Here is a 20,231-nt window from a genome sequence, read left to right as displayed (position 1 = left end):
CCCAATTCGTCTTGACCCGCCCTGCCCTTTCCGCCATAAAGCCCGACATTCGAGAGAGGAATGGTCCATGTCGTTCGCGAATGGTTCCCGTCATGCCGCTTGCCAGCTGGGTGTTGTCCCGGCCGGGCTTGCCATGACGAAAACGGCGACGACGAAAACGACCACGACGTGATCGACGCTTCCTCGCCCCGCACCGTCCTCCTCGGGGTCAGAGGAGGCGGATGGTGGCCTCCTCGAACGTCTCCCTGACAGACTGAAGAGCGACCGGCCGCCAGACAAGGCGGGGGACGACTTTTTCGGCGCAAAGCCATACTTTCAGAAGGTCAGTCCAACATGGGTTACAAGGTCGCTGTGGTCGGTGCCACCGGAAACGTGGGCCGCGAAATGCTTTCGATCCTCGCCGAACGCGGCTTTCCCGCCGATGAGGTGGTGGCTATCGCCTCACGCAGGAGCCAGGGCACCGAAGTATCGTTCGGCGATAAGACGCTGAAGGTGAAGGCGCTCGAGCACGTCGACTTCTCGGACATCGACATCTGCGTCATGTCGGCCGGTGGATCGATCTCCAAGGAATGGTCGCCGAAGATCGGCGCTCAGAAGTGCGTCGTCATCGATAATTCCTCTGCCTGGCGCTATGACGAGGACGTGCCGCTGGTCGTCCCCGAAGTGAATGCCGATGCCGTCGCCGGCTTCACCAAGAAATACATCATCGCCAATCCCAACTGTTCCACCGCCCAGCTGGTCGTCGCGCTGAAGCCGCTGCACGACAAGGCCCACATCAAGCGCGTGGTCGTTTCGACCTACCAGTCGGTGTCGGGCGCCGGCAAGGAAGCGATGGACGAGCTGTTCACCCAGACCCGTGCCATCTTCGTGTCCGACCCCGTCGAAGCCAAGAAGTTCCCCAAGCGCATCGCCTTCAACCTCATTCCGCACATCGACGTCTTCATGGAGGACGGCTACACCAAGGAAGAGTGGAAGATGGTCGCCGAGACCAAGAAGATCCTCGATCCGAAGATCAAGCTGACCGCCACCTGCGTGCGCGTGCCGGTGTTCGTCTCCCATTCGGAAGTGGTCAACATCGAGTTCGACCAGCCGATCAGCGCCGACGAGGCCCGCTCGATCCTGCGCGAGGCCCCCGGCTGCCTGGTCATCGATAAGCACGAGCCCGGCGGCTACATCACCCCCTACGAGGCGGCTGGCGAAGACGCCACCTACATCTCCCGCATCCGCGAGGACATCACGGTGGAGAACGGCCTGACCATGTGGGTGGTCTCCGACAATCTCCGCAAGGGCGCCGCGCTCAACGCCGTGCAGATCGCCGAGGTGCTGATCAATCGTGGCCTCTTGAAGCCCAAGAAGGCCGCCTGAGCCAAACCGATTGCACAGCATTTTGGCCGCCGCGATCCCCTCGCGGCGGCCTTATTTTATGACCTCAGCTCCGTGACAGTTCGCTTGGCGCCGAATGCTCGCCGTCGCCGATCGGCCGCTGCATCAGCACCTGGTCGAGCCAGCGATCGAATTTATAGCCCAGCGCTGGCGCAACGCCGATCAAGGTGAAGCCGAGGGCAGCGTGCAGCTTGCGCGAACCGAGATTGCCGCTGTCGCCGATCACCGCCACCATCTGCCGGAAACCGCGCCGCGCGCAGTCGTCGATCAGCGCCTGCAGAAGGCGCTTGCCGATGCCCTGCCCCTGGCGAGCCGGATCGATGTAGATCGAATTCTCCACCGTGTAGCGATAGGCAAGGCGCGGCCGATACGCGCTGGCGTAGGCATAGCCGGCAAGAGTGCCAGCCATTTCGGCAATGAGATAGGGATAGCCGCCGCCGGTGATGGTCTCGAAGCGCTTCAGCATGTCCGCGTCGGTTGGCGGTTCGAGCTCCCAGGAGGCGGTGCCGGTGCGAACGGCCTCCTGATAGATGGCGGCGATCGCGGGGATATCGCCGGGGCGAGCGGGACGAATGGTCAGCATGGATAGGATCCGGAACGACGAAGGACGCGGCAGTGCGCCCGCGCCCTAGATCGCACGCTCAACGGTCCGCCTCAAATAAAAACGGCGCCGGGAGGAACCCGACGCCGTGTCTTTAATTCAGGACGTTATCGACTGTCAGCGACGGTCGCCCATCAGGCGCAGCAGCATGATGAACAGGTTGATGAAGTCCATGTAGAGGTTGAGGGCGCCCATGATGGCCTTGCGGCCCATGGTCGTCCTGTCATCACCCTCGAAATACATCTCCTTGATCGTCTGCGTGTCGTAGGCGGTCAAGCCGGCAAAGATGCCCACGCCGATGATCGAGATGGCAAATTCCATCGCCGACGACTGCATGAAGATGTTGACCAACGAGGCGATGATCAGGCCGAACAGCCCCATGATCAGGAACGACCCCATGGCGCTGAGACTGCGCTTGGTCGTGTAACCATAAAGGCTAAGCCCGGCGAAGGTGGCGGCGGAGATGAAGAACACCTGCGTGATCGACTGCTGGGTGTAGACCAGGAAGATCGACGAAAGCGACAGACCCATCAGTGCCGCGAAGGCCCAGAACAGGCCCTGCGCCACCGGCATGGAAAGGCGCTGGATGCCAAACGAGAATACCAGCACCAAGCCAATGGGAGCCAGCATCACCAGCCATTGCAACGGGCTCGTGTAGAGCGCCGCGCCAAAGGAGGTGAGGGTGATCGGCTTGTCCCAGCTCGCCACCGCCGCGTTGGCGGCAAGAGCGGCAACGCCGCCGGTCACGGCAAGGCCGATCGCCATGTAGTTATAGACCGACAGCATGTAGCTGCGGAGACCCTGATCGATCTCCGCGGAATAGGCCCGGGAACCGTAGCCCGAGGGGATATTGCGTTCAGGGAATGCCATTGGGGCCTCGATCCTTCTTTGTAAATAAGACGTCGCGCGGGAGGCGAGCTCCCCTCGCTCGAAAAAACAATATGGGCGCGCGATGATGAAAGCTCAAGGGTACTCGCGGCGGCACCATCCAACATGACGAAGATTTAAAGATTCCTGAGTACCGGCGCCGCCTTGGCCGACAGCGCCCGGAAGGTGCCGAGCAGTCCGAGGCCAATGGTCAAGACAAGCGCCACCGCCACGGCGCCGAGCGCCACCCAGGGATTGAGGTCAAACGGCACGTCCATGATCCCGGTGAGAACACCCCAGGCGGCCGCTGCGCCGGCAATCAACGCAAAAATAGCGGTGAGAAGGCCGAGCGCCGCGTATTCCAGGGCAAACGCGAGAAGAACGCGGGCTCGCGTCGCCCCGAAGGTTTTGAGAAGGACGGCGTCATAGACGCGTTGGCGGTGGCCGGAGGCGAGCGCGCCAGCCAGCACCAGCACCGAGGCGGCGAGCGCGATCGAAGCGGCTGCGCGGATCGCCAGCGTCAGCGAGCCGACGAGATCGTTGACGGTGGCGAGCACGTCCTTGATGCGCACTATGGTCGCCGTTGGGAAGGCGGCGACCATGGCCTTGATCAGCCGCCCCTCGGTCTGCCGGTCGCCGCCGCCGGGCAGCGCCGCCGTCGACAACACCGAATAGGGGGCTCCGGCGAAGGTATTGGGCGAGAACACCATCACGAAGTTGATGGAAAGCGATTGCCACTCGACTTTGCGCGTGCTGGCGACCTTGGCCGTGATCTCGCGACCCAGCACGCTGACGGTCACCGTGTCGCCGATCGTGAGACCGAATTCGCGCGCCAGCTGGTCTTCAAAGGAAACCAGCGGTTCGCCGGCGTAATCTTTCGGCCACCAGGCGCCTGAGGCGAGCGTCGAATTCGCCGGTGGTTCGGCCGACAGCGTGATGCCGCGATCGCCCGAAAGCGCCCAGCGAGCACTCTCGGGCGCCTCGATCTTGTCGACCGGGATTCCTTTCAAAGCGGTGATGCGGCCGCGCAGCATCGGCACGGTCGCAAGCGCCGTGCCTGGGACGGTCGCTTCCACCAAACGGGAGAAAGCGTCCAGTTCATTTGAACGGATGTCGAGGATGAAGAAGGTCGGCGCCTTCTCCGGCAAGGTCGAGGTGAGCTGACGCCTGAGGCCGGTATCGATCAGCGCCAGCGCCACCATCAACGTCAGTCCAAGGCCGAGCGACAGCACCACGGAAAGCGTCAGCCCGCCGCGCCGATGAATGTTGCGCAGCGCCAGCCGGAACTCGGCGGAGCCAACCGCCGGGACGCGGCCGGCAAGGCGCCGGATCAGGCCGGCAACGCCCGTCAGCACGGTAAAGATGGCCGCCATCGACAGGACAAAGACCACCGCGACGAAGCGATCGGAGGCAGCGACAATGGCCAGCACTGCGAGCAGCAAAACGGCAACCGCTGTTGCGACCATATAGACGCGGCGCGGCAGCCGCCGCTCCGGCGCCACCTTCTCGCGAAATAGCGCGCTCACCGGCACATCATGCGCCCGGCCGAGCGACCAGATGGCGAAAGCGAAGGCCGTGAGGAGACCATAAGCGGCGGCAAGCAACAGTTCGCCCGGATAGACAGCGATTTCGATGGGGAGATCGAGCGCCGAGGCGATCAAACCGCCGGCAAAGAATGGCGGTATCAGCCCCAGGGCGAGACCAAGCGCCACGCCAACAAGGCCGATGACGCCGATCTCGATCAGGTAGACGGCCACAACGAAGCCACCCGGCGCGCCCACCGCCTTCAGCGTGGCGATGGTGTCGCGCTTGCGATCGATGAAGCCCTTGACCGCGTTGGTGACGCCAACGCCACCGACGATCAGCGCCGTAAGCCCGACCAGCGTCAGAAATTCCGAGAACCGCTCGACATTGCGTTCAAGACCGGGTGCCGCGTCGAGGCGGGTGGAAACGCGCCGGCCACTGTCGGACTGCGCGGCCTTGATTTCGGTCGCCGTCGCGGCGACGGCGGCATCGGTGACGCCGTCGGGCAAGGCGAGGCGGACGGTGGTTTCGACAAGGCTCCCCGGCTGGACGATGTCGGTCGCCGTGAGCGCCGCCCGGCTCATCATCACGCGCGGCCCGTAGGCAACGCCGGTACCAACCTGGTCGGGCTCGCTTGCGATCAGCCCGCGTACCTCGGCGGTCGCCCGACCTATGGCGATACGATCGCCGACTTTCACGTCGAGACGGTCGGCGAGGATCGGCTCGACGACGACGCCAATCGCCCCGTCCGCCGTCGGTGCCAGAGCCTCGGCAAGCCGGCCGCCGCCATCGAGGCGCAGATCGCCGGTGAGTGGATAGGCGTCGTCCACCGCTTTGATGCGGACGAGCGCCTGGGCGCTGCCATCGACGCGGCGTGCCATGGAATTGACCAGCGTCACCGTCGATAATCGACCGCGCGCCCCAAGGGCGGCGACCACATCGGCCGGCGGAACTTCGCCACCAAAGCGAACGGCGATGTCGCCGCCGAGAATGTCTCGCCCCTGCAAGGCGATGCCCTCGGTGATTGCCCGGCTGGTCGAGCCGACGGCGGCGATGGCGGCAACGCCAAGCGCGATGGCGGCGATGAAGATGCGGAAACCCGAAAGACCGCCACGCGCTTCGCGGGCAGCGAGACGGAAGGCGACTGGCCAGCCCGGCACGCGGCCGTTCACCGAGCTACTCCCGCGCGGACGTCCTCGACGATTTCGCCCGAGCGCATGACGATACGCCGATCGCAGGCGTCGGCCAGCGCTCGGTCGTGCGTGACAAGCACCAGCGTCGCATCGCGCCGCGCCCGAGCTTCGAACATCAGGCGAATGATATCGCGGCCGGTATCGGCGTCGAGGTTGCCCGTCGGCTCGTCGGCGATCAGGATCGACGGCTCCGGAGCGAGCGCCCGGGCGATGGCAACACGCTGCTGCTCGCCACCGGACAGCTCCGCCGGATGATGATCAAGCCGACCAGCAAGGCCAACCGCTTCGAGTTCGGCTCGCGCCCGCTCGAAGGCATCACGCCGGCCGCTGAGTTCGAGCGGCACCGCGACGTTCTCGAGCGCCGTCATGGTCGGCATCAGGTGGAAGGACTGGAAGACGATGCCGACGGAACGGCCGCGAAAGCGCGCCAAAGCATCTTCGCCCATACGATCGAGCCGTTCACCACCGACCGTGACAGCACCGCCATCGACCCGCTCAAGGCCGGCGAGCACCATCAGGAGCGTCGACTTGCCCGACCCGGAAGGGCCGACGATGCCGACGCTCGAGCCAGCCTCAATGGAGAAAGAAAGGCTTTTCAGAATATGGACGCGGGCGGCACCGCTGCCGAGGCTGAGGTCGACCTGTGAAAGAGCAATGGCAGGATCTGGCAAGGACGGGCTTTCGAGTTCTGGCGCTTCAGGCACACGTGAAGTCGGCAGGGCTTGCCGAAGAAAGCCCAAGCCTGTCATATGGGCGGCTCAGAAACCATTGCAAGCCGGGTCAAAAGGCCGTGAGACATCGGATATTTGCGTTCGTTCTCGCCCTCGTCGCCGGCATTGTCAGCGCGGAGGCCAAGCCCATGCGTATCGTCGCTTTCGGCGACAGTCTCACCGCCGGTTATGGAGTCCTCAGCCAGGAGGCCTTCCCGGATCGGCTGGAGGCGGCACTCGTCAAGAAGGGCCTTGATGTCGAGATCGTCAACGCCGGCGTCTCCGGCGACACTGTGGCCGACGGTCTCGCACGTCTGGACTGGGCGCTGGCCGACGGCGCCGATGGCGTCATCGTCGAGCTCGGGGCCAATGACATGCTGCGCGGTCACGACCCGGCGCTTATCCGCGAAAGCCTTGATGAGCTGATGTCGCGCCTCGGCGAGACGGGCGTGCCGGTCCTGCTTGCCGGCATGCGGGCGGCACCCAATCTCGGCGCCGACTACGCCACCCGTTTCGACCCGATCTTTCCGGACCTCGCCAACAAGCACGGCGCGCTGCTCTACCCCTTCTTCCTCGACGGCGTCGCCAGCAACGCCGGCCTCAACCAGGCCGATGGCATACATCCCAACGCCGCCGGCGTGGAAATCATCGTCGGGCGCATCCTGCCATCGGTCGAGGCGCTGATCGAACGGATCAAGAGCAAGAGCTAGCTGCTCAGAGGTTGGCGAAGCATTTTGAGTAAACAGCGGTTTGGGGGATATCCATCGTGAGCAGCCTCGACCATTTTCGCCTGATGGCGCCTTACAACGCCTGGATGAACGCCAAGGTTTACGACGCCGCCGGACGGCTGACGACCGACGACCTCTGCCGCGACCGCGGCGCCTTCTTCGGCTCGATCCTCGGCACGCTCAATCACCTCGCCGCCTCCGACCTCACCTGGTTTGGCCGGCTCGCCGCTCATCCACCTTTTGCCGGTCGACTCGATCTTGCAGGTCTGCCGCAACCGACGGGCAACCGCTTCATCGTGTCCGACGACCTGTCACAGTTGCGACCGATCCGCGAGCGCATCGATCGGCTGATGGTGGGGTTCATCGACGGCCTGACGGAAGCCGATATCGGCGGCATCCTCAGCTATCGCCGCGCCGACGGCACGCCGCATCGCAAAGTGCTGTCGTCTGTGTTGTCGCATATCTTCAACCACCAGACCCATCATCGCGGCCAGGTCACCACGCTGCTCACCCAGGCCGGCATCGACGTTGGCGTTACCGACCTCCTGGCACTCGTCCCGGACATCGACTGAATTCCGAAAAGGCTGTTCCATGCAGAAACGTCGCCTCGGCCGCTCCGACCTTCTTGTCACGCCCCTGTGCCTCGGCACCATGACCTACGGCGAGCAGACCGGCCAAGAAGAAGCCTTCGCCATCCTCGATCGCGCCATCGGCTTTGGCATCGACTTCATCGACACGGCCGAGATGTACCCGGTGCCCCCGAAGCGTGAAACGCAAGGCGCAACCGAGACGATTCTCGGCGACTGGTTCGCGGCGCGCGGCCGACGCAATGACATTACCCTGGCAACAAAGGTCTGTGGCCGTAGTGCCAACGACTGGTTCCGCGACGATGGTGCGCCGACCCGGCTGACGCGAGCACAGATCTTCGAGGCAGTGGAGAAATCGCTGCGTCGGCTCAGGACCGACCACATCGATCTCTACCAGATCCATTGGCCCGACCGCGTCGTCTCCGACTGGGGCACGATGCCCACGCGCTTCAAGCCTTTCGCACCCGCCGCCGACGAAACGGCGATCGAGGAGACGGCCGCCGCCTTTGCCGAGCTGATCGCCGCCGGCAAGATCCGCCATTTCGGCCTTTCCAATGAGAGCCCTTATGGCCTGATGCGTTTCATCGCCGCCGCCGAAGCTGGCATCGGGCCACGCCCGGTGTCGGTGCAGAACGCCTACAGCCTTGTTAACCGCACCTGGGAAGGTGGCCTTGCCGAAATCGCGCTTCGAGAAAATATCGGCCTCCTGCCCTACTCGCCGCTGGCACAGGGCTATCTCACCGGCAAGTACCGCAATCACGCGCTGCCGGCGAAAAGCCGCAAGGCGCTCTTCAACCGCTTGCAGCGCTACGAGAAGCCGCATGCCGACGCCGCGATCGCCGCTTATGTCGACCTTGCCCACCGCTTCGGCGCCGATCCGGTCACTTTCGCACTCGCCTTTGCCATCAACCAGCCGACGGTTGCTTCGGTGATCATCGGACCGAGCGCTGACGGGCAGTTGGACAGCAACCTCGCCGCCGCGCAATTCCCATGGACAGCCGACATGCAGGCAGCTGTCGACGACCTGCACCAGCACTTCGGCAACCCCTGCCCCTGAGCGAGGTCATTCGGCGATGGAAAGCCACGATTTGTCGATGACGCGCAGCACGCGAGCGAGCTCGCCGCCGCGCTTCAGAATCATGCCGGTCTGGGCGATCACCGAATAGGCGCCCTGCTTGCGGGCCAGTTTCGGATTTTTTTCCACCCGGTAGAGCGGCACCTCGGACGATCGGCGGAAGATCGAGAAAACGGCGCGATCGGCAAGGTGGTCGATGGCGTAGTCGCGCCATTCACCCGCCGCCACCATGCGGCCATAGACCTTCAGGATTTCGGAAAGCTCATGCCGGTCGAAGGCGACATATGGCTTCTCGCGCACCATCTGTCGAGAATCGCCGGGCGCTGGCGTTTGAGGAACTCCGCGCGCCAGCGCGATCAGATTTGCGGGTTCGCCCGCTCCCTCGTCGATCTCGCCGCTCAAGCGCACCTCCGGGCCGTGATCGTCACGTCACCGTCATGATTGCGCCAGCCGCCGCCGAATGCAACGAGGAAACACTCCGGCGGCGACCGTCATTCGGCGAGTTCGGCGACGAGGCCGGCCGCGACCGTCAGCTTGGCGACCGTCGGCGCGCCCGCGAGCAAATCACTGACGAGCTGCCTCAGGCGGCCGATACGGGCCTCCCGCGCCGTCGTCCAGAGATCGGCGCCCCCCTCGGCAATCGCTCGGGCAACGATACGGCGACGGGCAGCGGCAAAGGTACGGCGGGCGATTTCGGCCGCCTGTCCCTCGTAGAGGTCGGTTGGCCGCACCACTGCCGACAGACGAGCGATCAGATCGGCGGCGAGCGCCTCGTCGATCGCTGCCATCACCGGCAGCACCTCATCGACGGCGCGCCCGACTTCCTCACCGATGACGATAAGATCGAGGCTGCCGAGTTCGGCCGGCAGTCTGGCAAGGCGGATCGCCAACGGTTCCGGCACGCCGGCAGCCAGAAGCTCCGGATCGGGCGCGCCGGCCGGAGCACTGTCGCGGAAGCGGAGTACGCCGGCGGCAAGCCGCTCAATGGCGGCGGCAAGAGTGCCTTGGGGCGCCCCGTTGTCGGCCACCCACAACGCGGCGTCGATCAGGAAATCGGCAACGCGGCGGCGCAGTTCCACCCAGACGGCGCCGGTGATCTTCCCTTCGAGGGTGTCAATCTCCGCTGTCACCGCGTCGGTACCGAAGGCGGCGGCGGCGATGACAAGGGCACGGACCGCCTCCTCGGCACCAACACCGGCTTCATCGCCAAGCCGGCTGACGAAGGTCGGCCCAGCTGCGTCCACAGCCGCGCCCGCGATGCGGGTGGCGAGGATGTCACGAGCGAGGCGATGAGCGGCGATATCCTCGGCAAAGCGGGCACGCATGGCCTGCGGGAAGGCATGGGTCAGCCAATCTCCGAGCGCCGGATCGGCGATCAGCCGACCGGCGAGGAGTTCGTCGGCCAGCATCAGCTTGGCATGCGCCATCAGGATGGCGATCTCCGGTCGCGACAGCGTTTCACCGGCAGCGGCGAGGCGACCGGCCGCCACTTCGTCGGGAAGGCCCTCGCGATGTGGATCGAGCAGTCCCCGCTCGGCCAATACGGCGGAGAGACGCATCAGTCGCGGCAGCTCGCCGGAACCACGCGCCCGCGTCGCCGACAGCGCGACCACCTGCCGGCGGCAGAGCCGCAGCACACCGGCGGCAACGTCGTCGGTCATGCTGGCAAGCAGCTCGTCGCGCTCCGAAAGCGTCAACCGACCGGCGGTGACGGCCCGCCCGAGCGCGATCTTGATGTTGACCTCGGCATCCGAGGTGGCAACGCCGCCGACATTGTCGATGGCATCGGAATTGACGCGGCCACCACGCCGGGCGAAGTCGACGCGCGCGCGCGTCGTCACGCCGAGGTTGGCGCCCTCGCCGACGACACGTGCCCTCAATTTGCCGGCCGGGATGCGGACGCCGTCATTGGCGCGGTCGCCGGCCTCGGAATTGCTCTCGCCGTCGCCGCGCACAAAGGTGCCGATGCCCCCGAAGAACAACAGGTCGACCGGCGCGCTGAGAAGAGCGGCGACGACCTCATCGGGGCTGAGAGCCACAGCCTGAATGCCGAGCACCGTTCGCGCCTCGGCCGAAAGGGCAATCGACTTCAGCGTCCGCGAGAAAACGCCGCCACCGGGCGACAGTTTCGCCGGGTCATAGTCGGCCCAGCTCGAACGCGGCAGGGCAAACAACCGCCGTCGCTCGGCGAGCGCCACTTCGGCGTCGGGAGCGGGATCGATGAAGATATGACGGTGATCGAACGCCGCGACGAGCTTCATCGAGGCCGACAGCAGCACGAAGTTGCCGAACACATCGCCCGACATGTCGCCAACGCCGACGGCGGTGAACGGATCGACCTCGGCGTTGAGGTCGAGTTCGCGGAAATGCCGCTTCACCGCCTCGAAGGCGCCGCGCGCCGTGATTCCCATCTTCTTGTGGTCGTAGCCGGCCGAACCGCCGGAGGCAAAAGCATCGGCAAGCCAGAAGCCGTGTGAAAGCGCGATGCGGTTGGCAATATCGGAGAAACTGGCGGTGCCCTTGTCGGCAGCCACCACCAGATAGGGGTCATCACCGTCGTAGCGGACGGTTGAGGACGGCGGCACGATGCCGTCACCGACGATATTGTCGGTCAAATCGATCAGCGTGCTCACATACCGCTCGTAGGCGGCAACGCCAGCGGCTGCCCGATCGACGCCAGCGGCGAGGCGACGGGCGACAAAGCCACCCTTGGCCCCCACCGGCACGATCACCGCGTTCTTCACTTGCTGCGCCTTGACGAGGCCAAGGATTTCCGTGCGGAAATCCTCCGGCCGATCCGACCAGCGCAAACCGCCGCGCGCCACCTTGCCGAAGCGAAGATGCACGCCCTCGACATCGGGGGCATGCAGCCAGATCTCGGCGAAGGGACGCGGCGCCGGCAAACTGTCGATTCGCGTGGCGTCGAACTTGAACGCCATCACCGGATGCGGACCGCCATCGGCACTGATCTGGAAGAAGGTGGTCCGTGTTGCCGCCTCGATCAGGTTGGCAAGCCGGCGCAAAATACGGTCGTCATCGAGGATCGGCACATCTCGGAATGCCGTCTCGAGCTCACCACGGAGCTGAGCAAGACGGTTCGAACGATCGCCGGAGAACGCCGGATCGAAGCGGGCCGTGAACAGCGCGATGAGCAGGTGGGCAACACCCGCGTTGCGGACCAACGCTTCGGCGACATAGGCGTGGCCGTGAGCGAGGCCGATCTGGCCGAGATAACGAGCGAGCGCCCGGAGCATGGCGATTTCACGCCAGCCGAGACCGGCGACGAGCGTCAGCGCGTTCAGCCGGTCGCTATCGGCCTTGCCGAGCCAGACCGCCATGAACAGCGCCTTCAGCCGGTTGCCGTCGCGGGCGAGATCGACTTCGGCCCCGTCGGCGCGGCGGAGCGCCATATCGTGCAGCACAATGATGTCGTCCGGGCGCTCGATCTCGAAGGTCTTCTCTTCGAGGACGGTAAAGCCCATCGCTTCTAGCACCGGCACCCGCGCCGACAGCGGCACCGGTCCACCACGGCTCATAAGGCGCATGGAGATGCGCGGCGACGGCAAGCCGCCACCGATCAGGTCGACCGCCGTCCCGCGATCGCCGACGAACAGCTCGAGGAGCGCCACATCGGCCACCGCCGTCTCGGCGTCATAGCTCGCCCGGTAGGATTCGGGAAAAGCACGGCCGTAGAGCTCGATCAACTTGCGACCGCGCGCCGGGCCGAATTTTGCCCGGCAGGAGTCGGCAAAACCATCGCCCCAATTGCGGGTAATGCGAGCAACCGCCGCCTCCAGCTCGGCCTGGGCGACAGCTGGCGTCGGCCCCTCATCGCGGCCGATGATGTAGTGGACGCGAGCAAGAGGCCCTTCGGGAAAGGCTGGGTAAACCGAAGAAACGCGCCCGGCAAAGGCTTCGGCGAGATAGCTGCCGATGGCGATCCGGGTGTCTGTGGTGTAGCGGTCTCGCGGCACGTAGACCAGGAGGGAGACAAAGCGGTCGAACTTGTCGCGGCGGGCCAGCACACGGATACGCGGCCGTTCACCGAGTTCGAGGACGGCCAGCGAGAATTCCAGCAGTGTGTCGAGATCGGCCTGAAACAGCTCGTCGCGCGGATAGCTTTCGAGAATGTTGCGCAGCGCCCGCCCGGAATGGCTCTCCAGGTCGAAGCCGGCACGGGCCATGATCGTTCCCACCTTGCGGCGCAGATAGGGAATCGAATGGGTGGACCGGGTGTAGGCCGACGACGTGAACAGGCCGAGCAGCCGGATCTCGCTGATGAGACAACCGCCGGCGTCGTAGCGCTTGATGCCGATATAATCGAGGTAGGCGTGGCGATGGACGCGCGCCTTGACATTGGCCTTGGCGACGATCAGCGGCTCGGTCTGGCGCAGAAATTCGGTGATTTCCGGCGTCACCTGAACCATCTCGCGGCCACGCCGCAGCACCTTTACCGCCGGATCGCGCAACAGGCCGTAGCCGCCGCCGGCGGTGAGAAGCGATGACGATTCGTCGCCGCTTTGGTCGTTGCCGACGACATATTCCCTGAGGCCTAGGAAGGTGAAATTGTCGGCGTTGAGCCAGTTCAGGAACTCGACGGCCTCAGCCACCGCCTCGGGCGGCAGCGGCGGCGGCGTATGTCGGTAAACGTTGATCACCGACTTGACCAGCGCCTGCATACGCGGCCAATCGTCGACGGCGGCGCGCACCTCGGTCAGCAGGCCGTCAAGCCGCGTTTCCAGCTGGGCAGCGGCGATGGCATCAGGCAACCGAGCGATATGGATGTGGATGAAGCTCTCACGGCTGGCGTCCAGATCTTCGCCGATCGATAGAAGACGACCGCTCATGCCGCGCACCACCGAAAGAATCGGGTGCACCATCAGGCGCACTTCAATCCCGGCGTCGGTCAGCTCCTGCATCACGGAGTCGACCAGGAACGGCATGTTGTCGTTGAGAATGTCGACGACCGTCACTTCCTTGCGATGGTTGGAGTCGTCATCCCAGACCGGATTGTAGATGCGGATGGAATGGATGCCCGGCACCCTGAGCGACAGGCTCGACATCGCTCCCTCGGCAAAGGCGATCAGTTCGCTGGCCGAATAGGCGACGACATCCTCGGCGGCGCCTTTGCCGTAGAGGGACTTCAATAGGCCGGCGAGTTCCGGCCGGTTGCCGCGGGCGACGAGGTCGGCCGCCTCATTGAGGCGTGCCTCCTTCAGCACTTCCATCACGCGCTTCATCGACAACTCCCGCCGCTCCCGACGGGCCGGTACTGGCCGCTGCGCCACCCCGGCCAATCAGAAAGACACAACCGGAAGGGCGGCGGCAAAGCCACCGCCCGGATGCTTGAGGTATCCAGTCAAGCCGGTCCGCGCGCCGATTCCAATTCGCGCTGTTGCGGACACGGCTCCGACCGCTTCAACAAAAAGTGGTCTTATTCCCCTTCGTCATCGAACTGATCGATGTCGACAAGGAACATGATGTTGGCACCTTCCTCGTCGAACTCGTCCCCTTCCTCGCCTTCAATATCATCCTCGATATCTTCGATCTCGCTGAAGGCTTCGATTTCGTCCTCGGTAGCCGAGCGAATGACGAAGGCAGAAACGCCGTCCCAAATCGGGGCGCCGGCGCTCGTGAAGCCGCGAACGTCGTCGAGAAAGTCCTCGCTCTCGAAGATCTCGCGCGCTTCCGCCTCGTCGGCGTCGGTGGTGGCAATCGCGATGCCGGCGATTTCGAGCGTGTACATGGCTGTCTCCTGTTGTCCGGGCGAGACGACCGGACGGATGCTTCGAGGGTTGTCAGGGCGGCCGCCAGCCAAGTCGGTCCGGCGACGGTAACGCAGCCTACGGCTTCCATCATGGCCATGGGGATGTCAATGGTTCGTCCGACGAAGCAGCTTTGACGTTCCGCTTTCGCCTTTCGACGAGGGCGGCGTTGAGCATCGCGCCGTAGAGTAGGATGAGGGCCATCAGGTAGAGGAAGATGATCGCCGTCATGACACCGGCGAGGCCCGCGTAAGTTGAGGCATAGTTGGCGAAATCGGAGAGATAGAGCGAGAAGCCGTAGGCACCGGCGATCCAGGCGGCCAGCGTCAACCCAATGCCGGGCAGGATCTCGCCGACGCGGCGGCGACCGGCCGGCAGCCAGAGATGGGCCGCCAGTAGCCCGCCACCGGCGATCAGCAACGTCAGGCCAAAACGCAGCAATGTCAGCGACCAGACGAAATTCTCGATCGCCGGCAACAGGTGAACAAGTCCGTTCCACGCCACCGGCGCCAGCACCACCAGGAAGGCAATGGTCAGGAAGGTCAGTGTGCCCAGCAGCACGAAGCCTATGCTCTCAAGCCTGAGCAGGATGAAATTGCGGTTCTCGACCACGCCATAGGCGCGATTGAGTCCGACGCGCATCGCCTCGACGCCGGACGAGGCAAACCAGAGTGCCAGCGCCACGCCGAAAGTCAGCGCGTCGCGACGCGGCACCAGCAGCACGTTCTTCACCTCGCCGGCGATGGGACCGGCGATGCTGGCCGGCACGCTTTCGAAGATCAGAGCCACCACCGTGGCCGAAAGCGCGCTGAGGTCGAAGAAGGCGGCGATGGCGGTCAAGAAAATCAGAAAGGGAAAGAGAGCCATCAGGGCGGACAGCGCCACATGTGAGGCGATCGCCCAGCCGTCGGCGGCATTGAAAGTCAGGGCCGCCCGCCAGAACGGGCCGATGAAGTGTCCGAGAGCCCGCACGGCATTTCTCCCTAATCGGTTGAAGAAGGTGGGCTAAACCAAGAAAAATGCAAGGGCGCGTTCCCGCCTGCCGTCTTGCTCCCGTCGTCCTTTGGGTGCATTCCATCCTTAAGATAATCCGGAGTTCGCAATGACCGTCACCCGCCAGGACATCGATTTTCTCGTCGCCACCGCCAAGGAAGCGGCTGAAACCGAGATCATGCCGCACTTCTCCAAGCTAACCGCCGCCGATATCAAGACGAAGGCACATGCCTCGGATTTCGTGACCATCGCCGACGTCGCGTCGGAAGAGCTGATCGAGAAACGCTTTCGTGCCGCCTGGGGCAACGACTTCCTGTTCGTCGGCGAGGAGGTCATGGAGCGCGAGCCGACGCTGATCGACCGGCTGATGCAGGCCCCGCGCGCCGTCGTCGTCGATCCGATCGACGGGACCTTCAACTACGCCAACGGCGTTCCCGCCTTCGCGGTGATCATCTCGGTGATTGAGCGCGGCGAAGTCAAAGGCGGCATCATCTACGATCCGGTGCGCGGCGACGCCGCCTGCGCCATTACCGGCGGTGGCGCCTTCCTCGCTGGCAACGGCCAGCCGGACCAGCCGCTGCGAGTGGCGCCCGCCGCTCCGTTGTCCGACATGCAGGGTAGCGCCGGCTGGTACTACGCCTCGCCCGAGGAGCGCACACGGCTACTGTCCGGATTCGCGCGTACTTGGGGCATCATGAACTACCGTTGTGGCGGCCAGGAGATGCGGCTGCTCGTCGCCGGCCACATCCACTTCTGCTACTACCACAAGCTGTCGCCCTGGGACCATGCCGCCGGCTGGCTCATCCATCAGGAGGCTGGCGGCTACTCGGCGCTGATCGACGGCTCGCCCTACCGGCCCGACCTCAGGGCCGGCGGCCTGCTGATGGCCCCCGACGAAGCAAGCTGGAACGAGCTCGCGACGGCACTCCGCGGATAAGCAATCCGGTATCTGGAATACGTGATGGTCGGCTATCGCCGACCATCTTTTCTCATGCCGTGCTAGAGCAACGTGCGTTCTGACGAACGCAGATCGTTGCTCTAGGTCTTTGTTGTCGCATTGTTATCGCGGAAAACCGGCTTCCACTTTTCCGCACAATGCTTGCTACTCCTTCAGCACCACCAGCAGGTCCTTGGCATCGATCTGAGCGCCGGCGGCGATCAACACCTCGGCGATCGTACCGTCGCGCTCGGCGTGGATCGACGTTTCCATCTTCATCGCCTCGATGGAAAGCAGCACGTCGCCGGCCTTGACCGTCTGGCCCGGCTTGACGGCCAATGTCGACACGACGCCCGGCATCGGCGCCGCCACTTGGCTCGGATCGCCGGCATCGGCCTTGCGTCGTTGCGTCTGGGCCGAAGCGGCGTTCGAACGGTCAGGCACGCGCACCATGCGCGGCTGGCCGTTGAGCTCGAAGAACACCCGGACCATGCCTTCGTTATCGGACTCGCCAACAGCCTGGCAGATCAGGACCAGAGATTTGCCTCGCTCAAGTTCGATGGTCAGCTCGTCACCAGCTTGCATGCCGTAGAAGTAGACAGGGGTCGGCAGCACCGATGTCGGTCCGTAAGTCTCCTGCGACTTGGCAAAATCGAGGAACACCTTGGGATACATCAGGTAGCTGGCCAGGTCCTGTTCGGTCGGCGCCCAGGACACCTTCTCGGCCAATTCGGCACGCATTGCCTCAAGGTCGGCCGGTGGGATCAGCGAGCCCGGCGGCACGGTGATCGGCTCGGCGCCCTTCAGGATCTTGGCCTGAAGGTCTTTCGGCCAGCCACCCGGCGGCTGCCCCAGATCGCCGTGGAACATTTCCACCACCGAATCGGGGAAAGCGACATCCTTCTCCGGATCAAGTACATCGGCGGGAGTAAGAGCCGAAGAGACCATCAGCAGCGCCATGTCGCCCACCACCTTGGACGACGGCGTCACCTTGACGATATCGCCGAACATGCGGTTGACGTCGGCATACGTCCTGGCCACGTCGTGCCAGCGCGTCTCGAGCCCCAGCGAGCGGGCCTGTTCCTTGAGATTGGTGAACTGGCCACCGGGCATCTCGTGGAGATAGACCTCCGAAGCCGGCCCCTTCAGGTCGTTCTCGAAGGCAGCATATTTGTGGCGCACCGCCTCCCAGTAGAAGGAAATGCGGCGAATAGCCTGCTGGTCGAGGCCGGTCGGCCGCGGCCCGCCTTCCAGCGCCGCCACGATCGAGCCGAGACAGGGCTGCGAAGTATTGCCTGAGAAGGCATCCATGGCAGCGTCGACGATGTCGACCCCCTCCTCCACCGCCGCCAGCACTGACGCGGCGGAAATGCCGGACGTATCATGGGTATGGAAGTGGATCGGCAGGTCGGTGGCCTCGCGCATCGCCCGGAACAACACGCGCGCCGCCGCCGGCTTCAACAGGCCGGCCATGTCCTTGATGGCAATGATGTGAGCGCCGGCATGGTCCAGTTCCCGCGTCATGCCGACATAGTACTTGAGGTCATACTTGGCGCGGTCGGGATCAAGGATGTCACCGGTGTAACAGATGGCCGCTTCCAGCACCTTGCCCTGATCGAGCACGGCGTCCATGGAGACGCGCATGTTGTCGATCCAGTTGAGGCAGTCGAACACCCGGAAGACGTCGACGCCACTGGACGCGGCCTGCTGCACGAAATGACGGACGACGTTGTCGGCGTAGTTCTTGTAGCCGACGCCGTTCGAGCCACGCAGCAGCATCTGCATCAGGATGTTGGGCGCCTTGTCGCGGATCTTGGCGAGCCGCTCCCACGGATCCTCGGTCAGGAAGCGCATCGCCACGTCGAAGGTGGCGCCACCCCAGCATTCCAGGCTGAACAGACCAGGCAGGCCGCGTGCATAGGCCTCGGCGATGTTCGCCATGTCGTGGGTGCGCATGCGCGTCGCCAGAAGCGATTGGTGGCCGTCGCGCATGGTGGTGTCGGTGATCAGGACGTTGGTCTGCTCGCGGATCCATTTGGCAAGCGCCTCTGGCCCCCGCGATGTCAGCAGATCGCGGGTTCCCGGCGTGACGCCGCCGGAAAACACCGGCACCACTGGCTTTGCCCCCTCGCCCGGCCTCGGACGGCTGCGCGTTTCCGGATGGCCGTTGACGGTGACGTCGGCGATGTAGGTCAGGAGCTTGGTCGCCCGATCCCGGCGCTTGACCAGTTGGAACAGCTCCGGCGTCTCGTCGATGAAACGCGTGGTGTAGCGGTTCTGCTGGAACTTCGGATGGGAGATGATGCTCTCAAGGAAGGTGAGGTTGGTGGCAACGCCACGGATGCGGAATTCGCGCAGCGCCCGCATCATGCGGTTGATCGCTTCCAAGGGCGTCGGAGCCCAGGCGGTCACCTTCTCAAGCAGCGGATCGTAGAAGCGAGTGATCACCGCGCCGGCATAGGCTGTGCCGCCATCGAGGCGGATACCGAAGCCGGTGGCGCCGCGATAGGCTGTGATGCGGCCATAGTCGGGAATGAAGTTCTGCTCGGGATCCTCGGTGGTGATGCGGCATTGCAGCGCATGGCCGTGAAGCCGGATATCTTCCTGCAGCGGCACGCCGGACTCGGGGGAGCCGATCTTGGCACCCTCGAGAATACGGATCTGAGCACGCACCACGTCGATACCCGTCACCTCTTCGGTGACGGTGTGTTCGACCTGAATACGCGGATTGACCTCGATGAAGTAAAAGGCGCCGGTATCGGAATCCATCAGAAATTCGACGGTGCCGGCCGAGTAATAATTGGCCGCCTTGGCGATGGTGACGCCATAGCCGGTGATTTCCGCGCGCTGGGCATCGGTCAGATAGGGCGCCGGTGCCCGCTCGACCACCTTCTGGTGGCGGCGCTGTACCGAACAGTCGCGTTCGAACAGATGAACGATATTGCCATGGGTGTCGCCGAGGATCTGCACCTCGACATGGCGAGCCCGCTCCACCAGCTTCTCGAGATAGATCTCGTCCTTGCCGAAGGCGGCCATCGCCTCGCGCTTGGCGGTAACCGCCTCGCGCAGCAGCGTCGCCTCATCGCGGATGACGCGCATGCCGCGCCCGCCGCCGCCCCACGAGGCCTTCAACATCAGCGGGTAGCCGATGCGCTTGGCTTCCGCCTTCACCACCTCCATGTCGTCGGGCAGCGGATCGGTGGCCGGCATCACCGGCACGCCGGCCTCGATGGCCAGGTTGCGTGCCGCCACTTTATTGCCAAGCTGGCGCATGGTCTCCGGCGATGGGCCGATAAACGTAATGCCGGCGTCGCGACAGGCCTCGGCGAACTCCGGACTCTCCGACAGAAGGCCATAGCCGGGATGGATCGCATCGGCCTTGGACTCCTTGGCGACGCGCAAGATCTCGGAAATGCTGAGATAAGCCTCGATCGGTCCAAGGCCGGCGCCGATCTGATAGGCCTCGTCGGCCTTGAAGCGGTGCAACGCCAGCCGATCCTCCTCGGCAAAGACGGCAACCGTCTTGAGGCCGAGCTCGTTGGCGGCGCGGAAAACGCGGATGGCGATTTCGGATCGGTTGGCGACAAGCACCTTGGTGATGGGCACGGCAAGCTCCATACGGGAAACTACGTTGGTGGTTTCCCTAGCAGGCTTGACGGCTAATGTCATATCCCGACGACACTTTTCGCCCTCGTCCTTTGGGAGAAGACGAGAATCGACGAAGAGCGTCGGAACGATCAAACCGATTTAGATTTGCTATATTTCGCCGCGACTTACGGCGCGCCGCCATCGGGCGCCCCAGTCGAAAGCGGAATAGGCCATGCAAAACACGCATGCCGGCCTTATCCACGGTGCATGGCGATGGCGG

General features: G+C 64.3%; 14 protein-coding genes. 5 read left to right on the top strand and 9 right to left on the bottom strand.

Annotation, left to right across the window (positions count from 1 at the left end; genetic code table 11):
* The first annotated feature begins 333 nt into the window (after positions 1-333).
* On the top strand, positions 334-1,365 hold the full coding sequence (locus tag AB6N07_RS03600) for an aspartate-semialdehyde dehydrogenase (protein ID WP_370676443.1): 1,032 nt from the start codon (positions 334-336) through the stop codon (positions 1,363-1,365).
* A gap of 64 nt (positions 1,366-1,429) precedes the next feature.
* Here AB6N07_RS03600 and AB6N07_RS03595 read toward each other — a convergent pair whose 3' ends face one another.
* The 4 genes from AB6N07_RS03595 to AB6N07_RS03580 form a co-directional block, all read right to left on the bottom strand.
* The gene (locus AB6N07_RS03595) at positions 1,430-1,966 is read right to left on the bottom strand and encodes an N-acetyltransferase family protein (protein WP_370676442.1); all 537 of its coding nucleotides are present in this window, start codon (positions 1,964-1,966) and stop codon (positions 1,430-1,432) included.
* A 135-nt stretch (positions 1,967-2,101) separates the two neighbouring features.
* Positions 2,102-2,854: a Bax inhibitor-1/YccA family protein gene (locus tag AB6N07_RS03590; RefSeq protein ID WP_370676441.1), complete on the bottom strand. Its 753-nt coding sequence runs from the start codon at positions 2,852-2,854 to the stop codon at positions 2,102-2,104.
* Positions 2,855-2,988: 134 nt separating this feature from the next.
* Positions 2,989-5,547 carry an ABC transporter permease gene (locus tag AB6N07_RS03585; RefSeq protein ID WP_370676440.1) on the bottom strand — a complete coding sequence of 853 codons (2,559 nt, stop codon included), beginning with the start codon at positions 5,545-5,547 and terminating at the stop codon, positions 2,989-2,991.
* The gene (locus tag AB6N07_RS03580; protein WP_370676439.1) at positions 5,544-6,239 is read right to left on the bottom strand and encodes an ABC transporter ATP-binding protein; all 696 of its coding nucleotides are present in this window, start codon (positions 6,237-6,239) and stop codon (positions 5,544-5,546) included. The genes AB6N07_RS03585 and AB6N07_RS03580 overlap by 4 nt, the downstream gene beginning before the upstream one ends.
* A gap of 188 nt (positions 6,240-6,427) precedes the next feature.
* Between AB6N07_RS03580 and AB6N07_RS03575 the strand changes: the two genes are divergently transcribed.
* The 3 genes from AB6N07_RS03575 to AB6N07_RS03565 are packed head-to-tail and all read left to right on the top strand — an operon-like array spanning position 6,428 to position 8,650.
* Complete coding sequence (locus tag AB6N07_RS03575) at positions 6,428-6,988, top strand: arylesterase (RefSeq protein WP_370676438.1); 561 nt, start codon at positions 6,428-6,430, stop codon at positions 6,986-6,988.
* Positions 6,989-7,044: 56 nt separating this feature from the next.
* Positions 7,045-7,578: a DinB family protein gene (locus AB6N07_RS03570; RefSeq protein ID WP_370676437.1), complete on the top strand. Its 534-nt coding sequence runs from the start codon at positions 7,045-7,047 to the stop codon at positions 7,576-7,578.
* A gap of 19 nt (positions 7,579-7,597) precedes the next feature.
* Positions 7,598-8,650, top strand: a complete 1,053-nt coding sequence (locus AB6N07_RS03565) for an aldo/keto reductase (RefSeq protein ID WP_370676436.1) — start codon at positions 7,598-7,600, stop codon at positions 8,648-8,650.
* Between the two features lie 6 nt (positions 8,651-8,656).
* Here AB6N07_RS03565 and AB6N07_RS03560 read toward each other — a convergent pair whose 3' ends face one another.
* From AB6N07_RS03560 to AB6N07_RS03545, 4 genes are all read right to left on the bottom strand, one after another.
* A complete protein-coding gene (locus tag AB6N07_RS03560) occupies positions 8,657-8,971 on the bottom strand; it encodes a DUF2794 domain-containing protein (RefSeq protein WP_370678186.1) in 315 nt (104 codons plus the stop codon).
* A gap of 188 nt (positions 8,972-9,159) precedes the next feature.
* Positions 9,160-13,908 carry an NAD-glutamate dehydrogenase gene (locus AB6N07_RS03555; protein WP_370676435.1) on the bottom strand — a complete coding sequence of 1,583 codons (4,749 nt, stop codon included), beginning with the start codon at positions 13,906-13,908 and terminating at the stop codon, positions 9,160-9,162.
* A 194-nt stretch (positions 13,909-14,102) separates the two neighbouring features.
* The gene (locus AB6N07_RS03550; RefSeq protein WP_370676434.1) at positions 14,103-14,414 is read right to left on the bottom strand and encodes a hypothetical protein; all 312 of its coding nucleotides are present in this window, start codon (positions 14,412-14,414) and stop codon (positions 14,103-14,105) included.
* A 109-nt stretch (positions 14,415-14,523) separates the two neighbouring features.
* The gene (locus tag AB6N07_RS03545; RefSeq protein ID WP_370676433.1) at positions 14,524-15,405 is read right to left on the bottom strand and encodes a YihY/virulence factor BrkB family protein; all 882 of its coding nucleotides are present in this window, start codon (positions 15,403-15,405) and stop codon (positions 14,524-14,526) included.
* Positions 15,406-15,535: 130 nt separating this feature from the next.
* Here AB6N07_RS03545 and AB6N07_RS03540 point away from each other — a divergent pair, with 130 nt between their 5' ends.
* Positions 15,536-16,363 (top strand): inositol monophosphatase, encoded by an 828-nt coding sequence (locus AB6N07_RS03540; RefSeq protein WP_370676432.1) that lies wholly within the window; start codon positions 15,536-15,538, stop codon positions 16,361-16,363.
* Positions 16,364-16,528: 165 nt separating this feature from the next.
* Here AB6N07_RS03540 and pyc read toward each other — a convergent pair whose 3' ends face one another.
* Positions 16,529-19,969, bottom strand: coding sequence for a pyruvate carboxylase (pyc, locus tag AB6N07_RS03535; RefSeq protein WP_370676431.1), 3,441 nt, complete (start codon positions 19,967-19,969; stop codon positions 16,529-16,531).
* Between the last annotated feature and the right edge of the window lie 262 nt (positions 19,970-20,231).

The sequence above is a fragment of the Pleomorphomonas sp. PLEO genome, from assembly GCF_041320595.1.
Classification (GTDB): domain Bacteria; phylum Pseudomonadota; class Alphaproteobacteria; order Rhizobiales; family Pleomorphomonadaceae; genus Pleomorphomonas.
The sequence above is the reverse complement of the archived record's forward strand: the minus strand, read 5'-3'. Positions and strand labels throughout refer to the sequence as shown.

Bases quoted from the DNA above. Each gene is read 5' to 3' on its own strand.
- AB6N07_RS03550 (WP_370676434.1), bottom strand. From the start codon at position 14,414: ATGTACACGCTCGAAATCGCCGGCATCGCGATTGCCACCACCGACGCC.
- AB6N07_RS03600 (WP_370676443.1), top strand. From the start codon at position 334: ATGGGTTACAAGGTCGCTGTGGTCGGTGCCACCGGAAACGTGGGCCGC.
- AB6N07_RS03555 (WP_370676435.1), bottom strand. From the start codon at position 13,908: ATGAAGCGCGTGATGGAAGTGCTGAAGGAGGCACGCCTCAATGAGGCG.
- AB6N07_RS03540 (WP_370676432.1), top strand. From the start codon at position 15,536: ATGACCGTCACCCGCCAGGACATCGATTTTCTCGTCGCCACCGCCAAG.
- AB6N07_RS03595 (WP_370676442.1), bottom strand. From the start codon at position 1,966: ATGCTGACCATTCGTCCCGCTCGCCCCGGCGATATCCCCGCGATCGCC.
- AB6N07_RS03560 (WP_370678186.1), bottom strand. From the start codon at position 8,971: ATGGTGCGCGAGAAGCCATATGTCGCCTTCGACCGGCATGAGCTTTCC.
- AB6N07_RS03565 (WP_370676436.1), top strand. From the start codon at position 7,598: ATGCAGAAACGTCGCCTCGGCCGCTCCGACCTTCTTGTCACGCCCCTG.
- AB6N07_RS03590 (WP_370676441.1), bottom strand. From the start codon at position 2,854: ATGGCATTCCCTGAACGCAATATCCCCTCGGGCTACGGTTCCCGGGCC.
- AB6N07_RS03575 (WP_370676438.1), top strand. From the start codon at position 6,428: ATGCGTATCGTCGCTTTCGGCGACAGTCTCACCGCCGGTTATGGAGTC.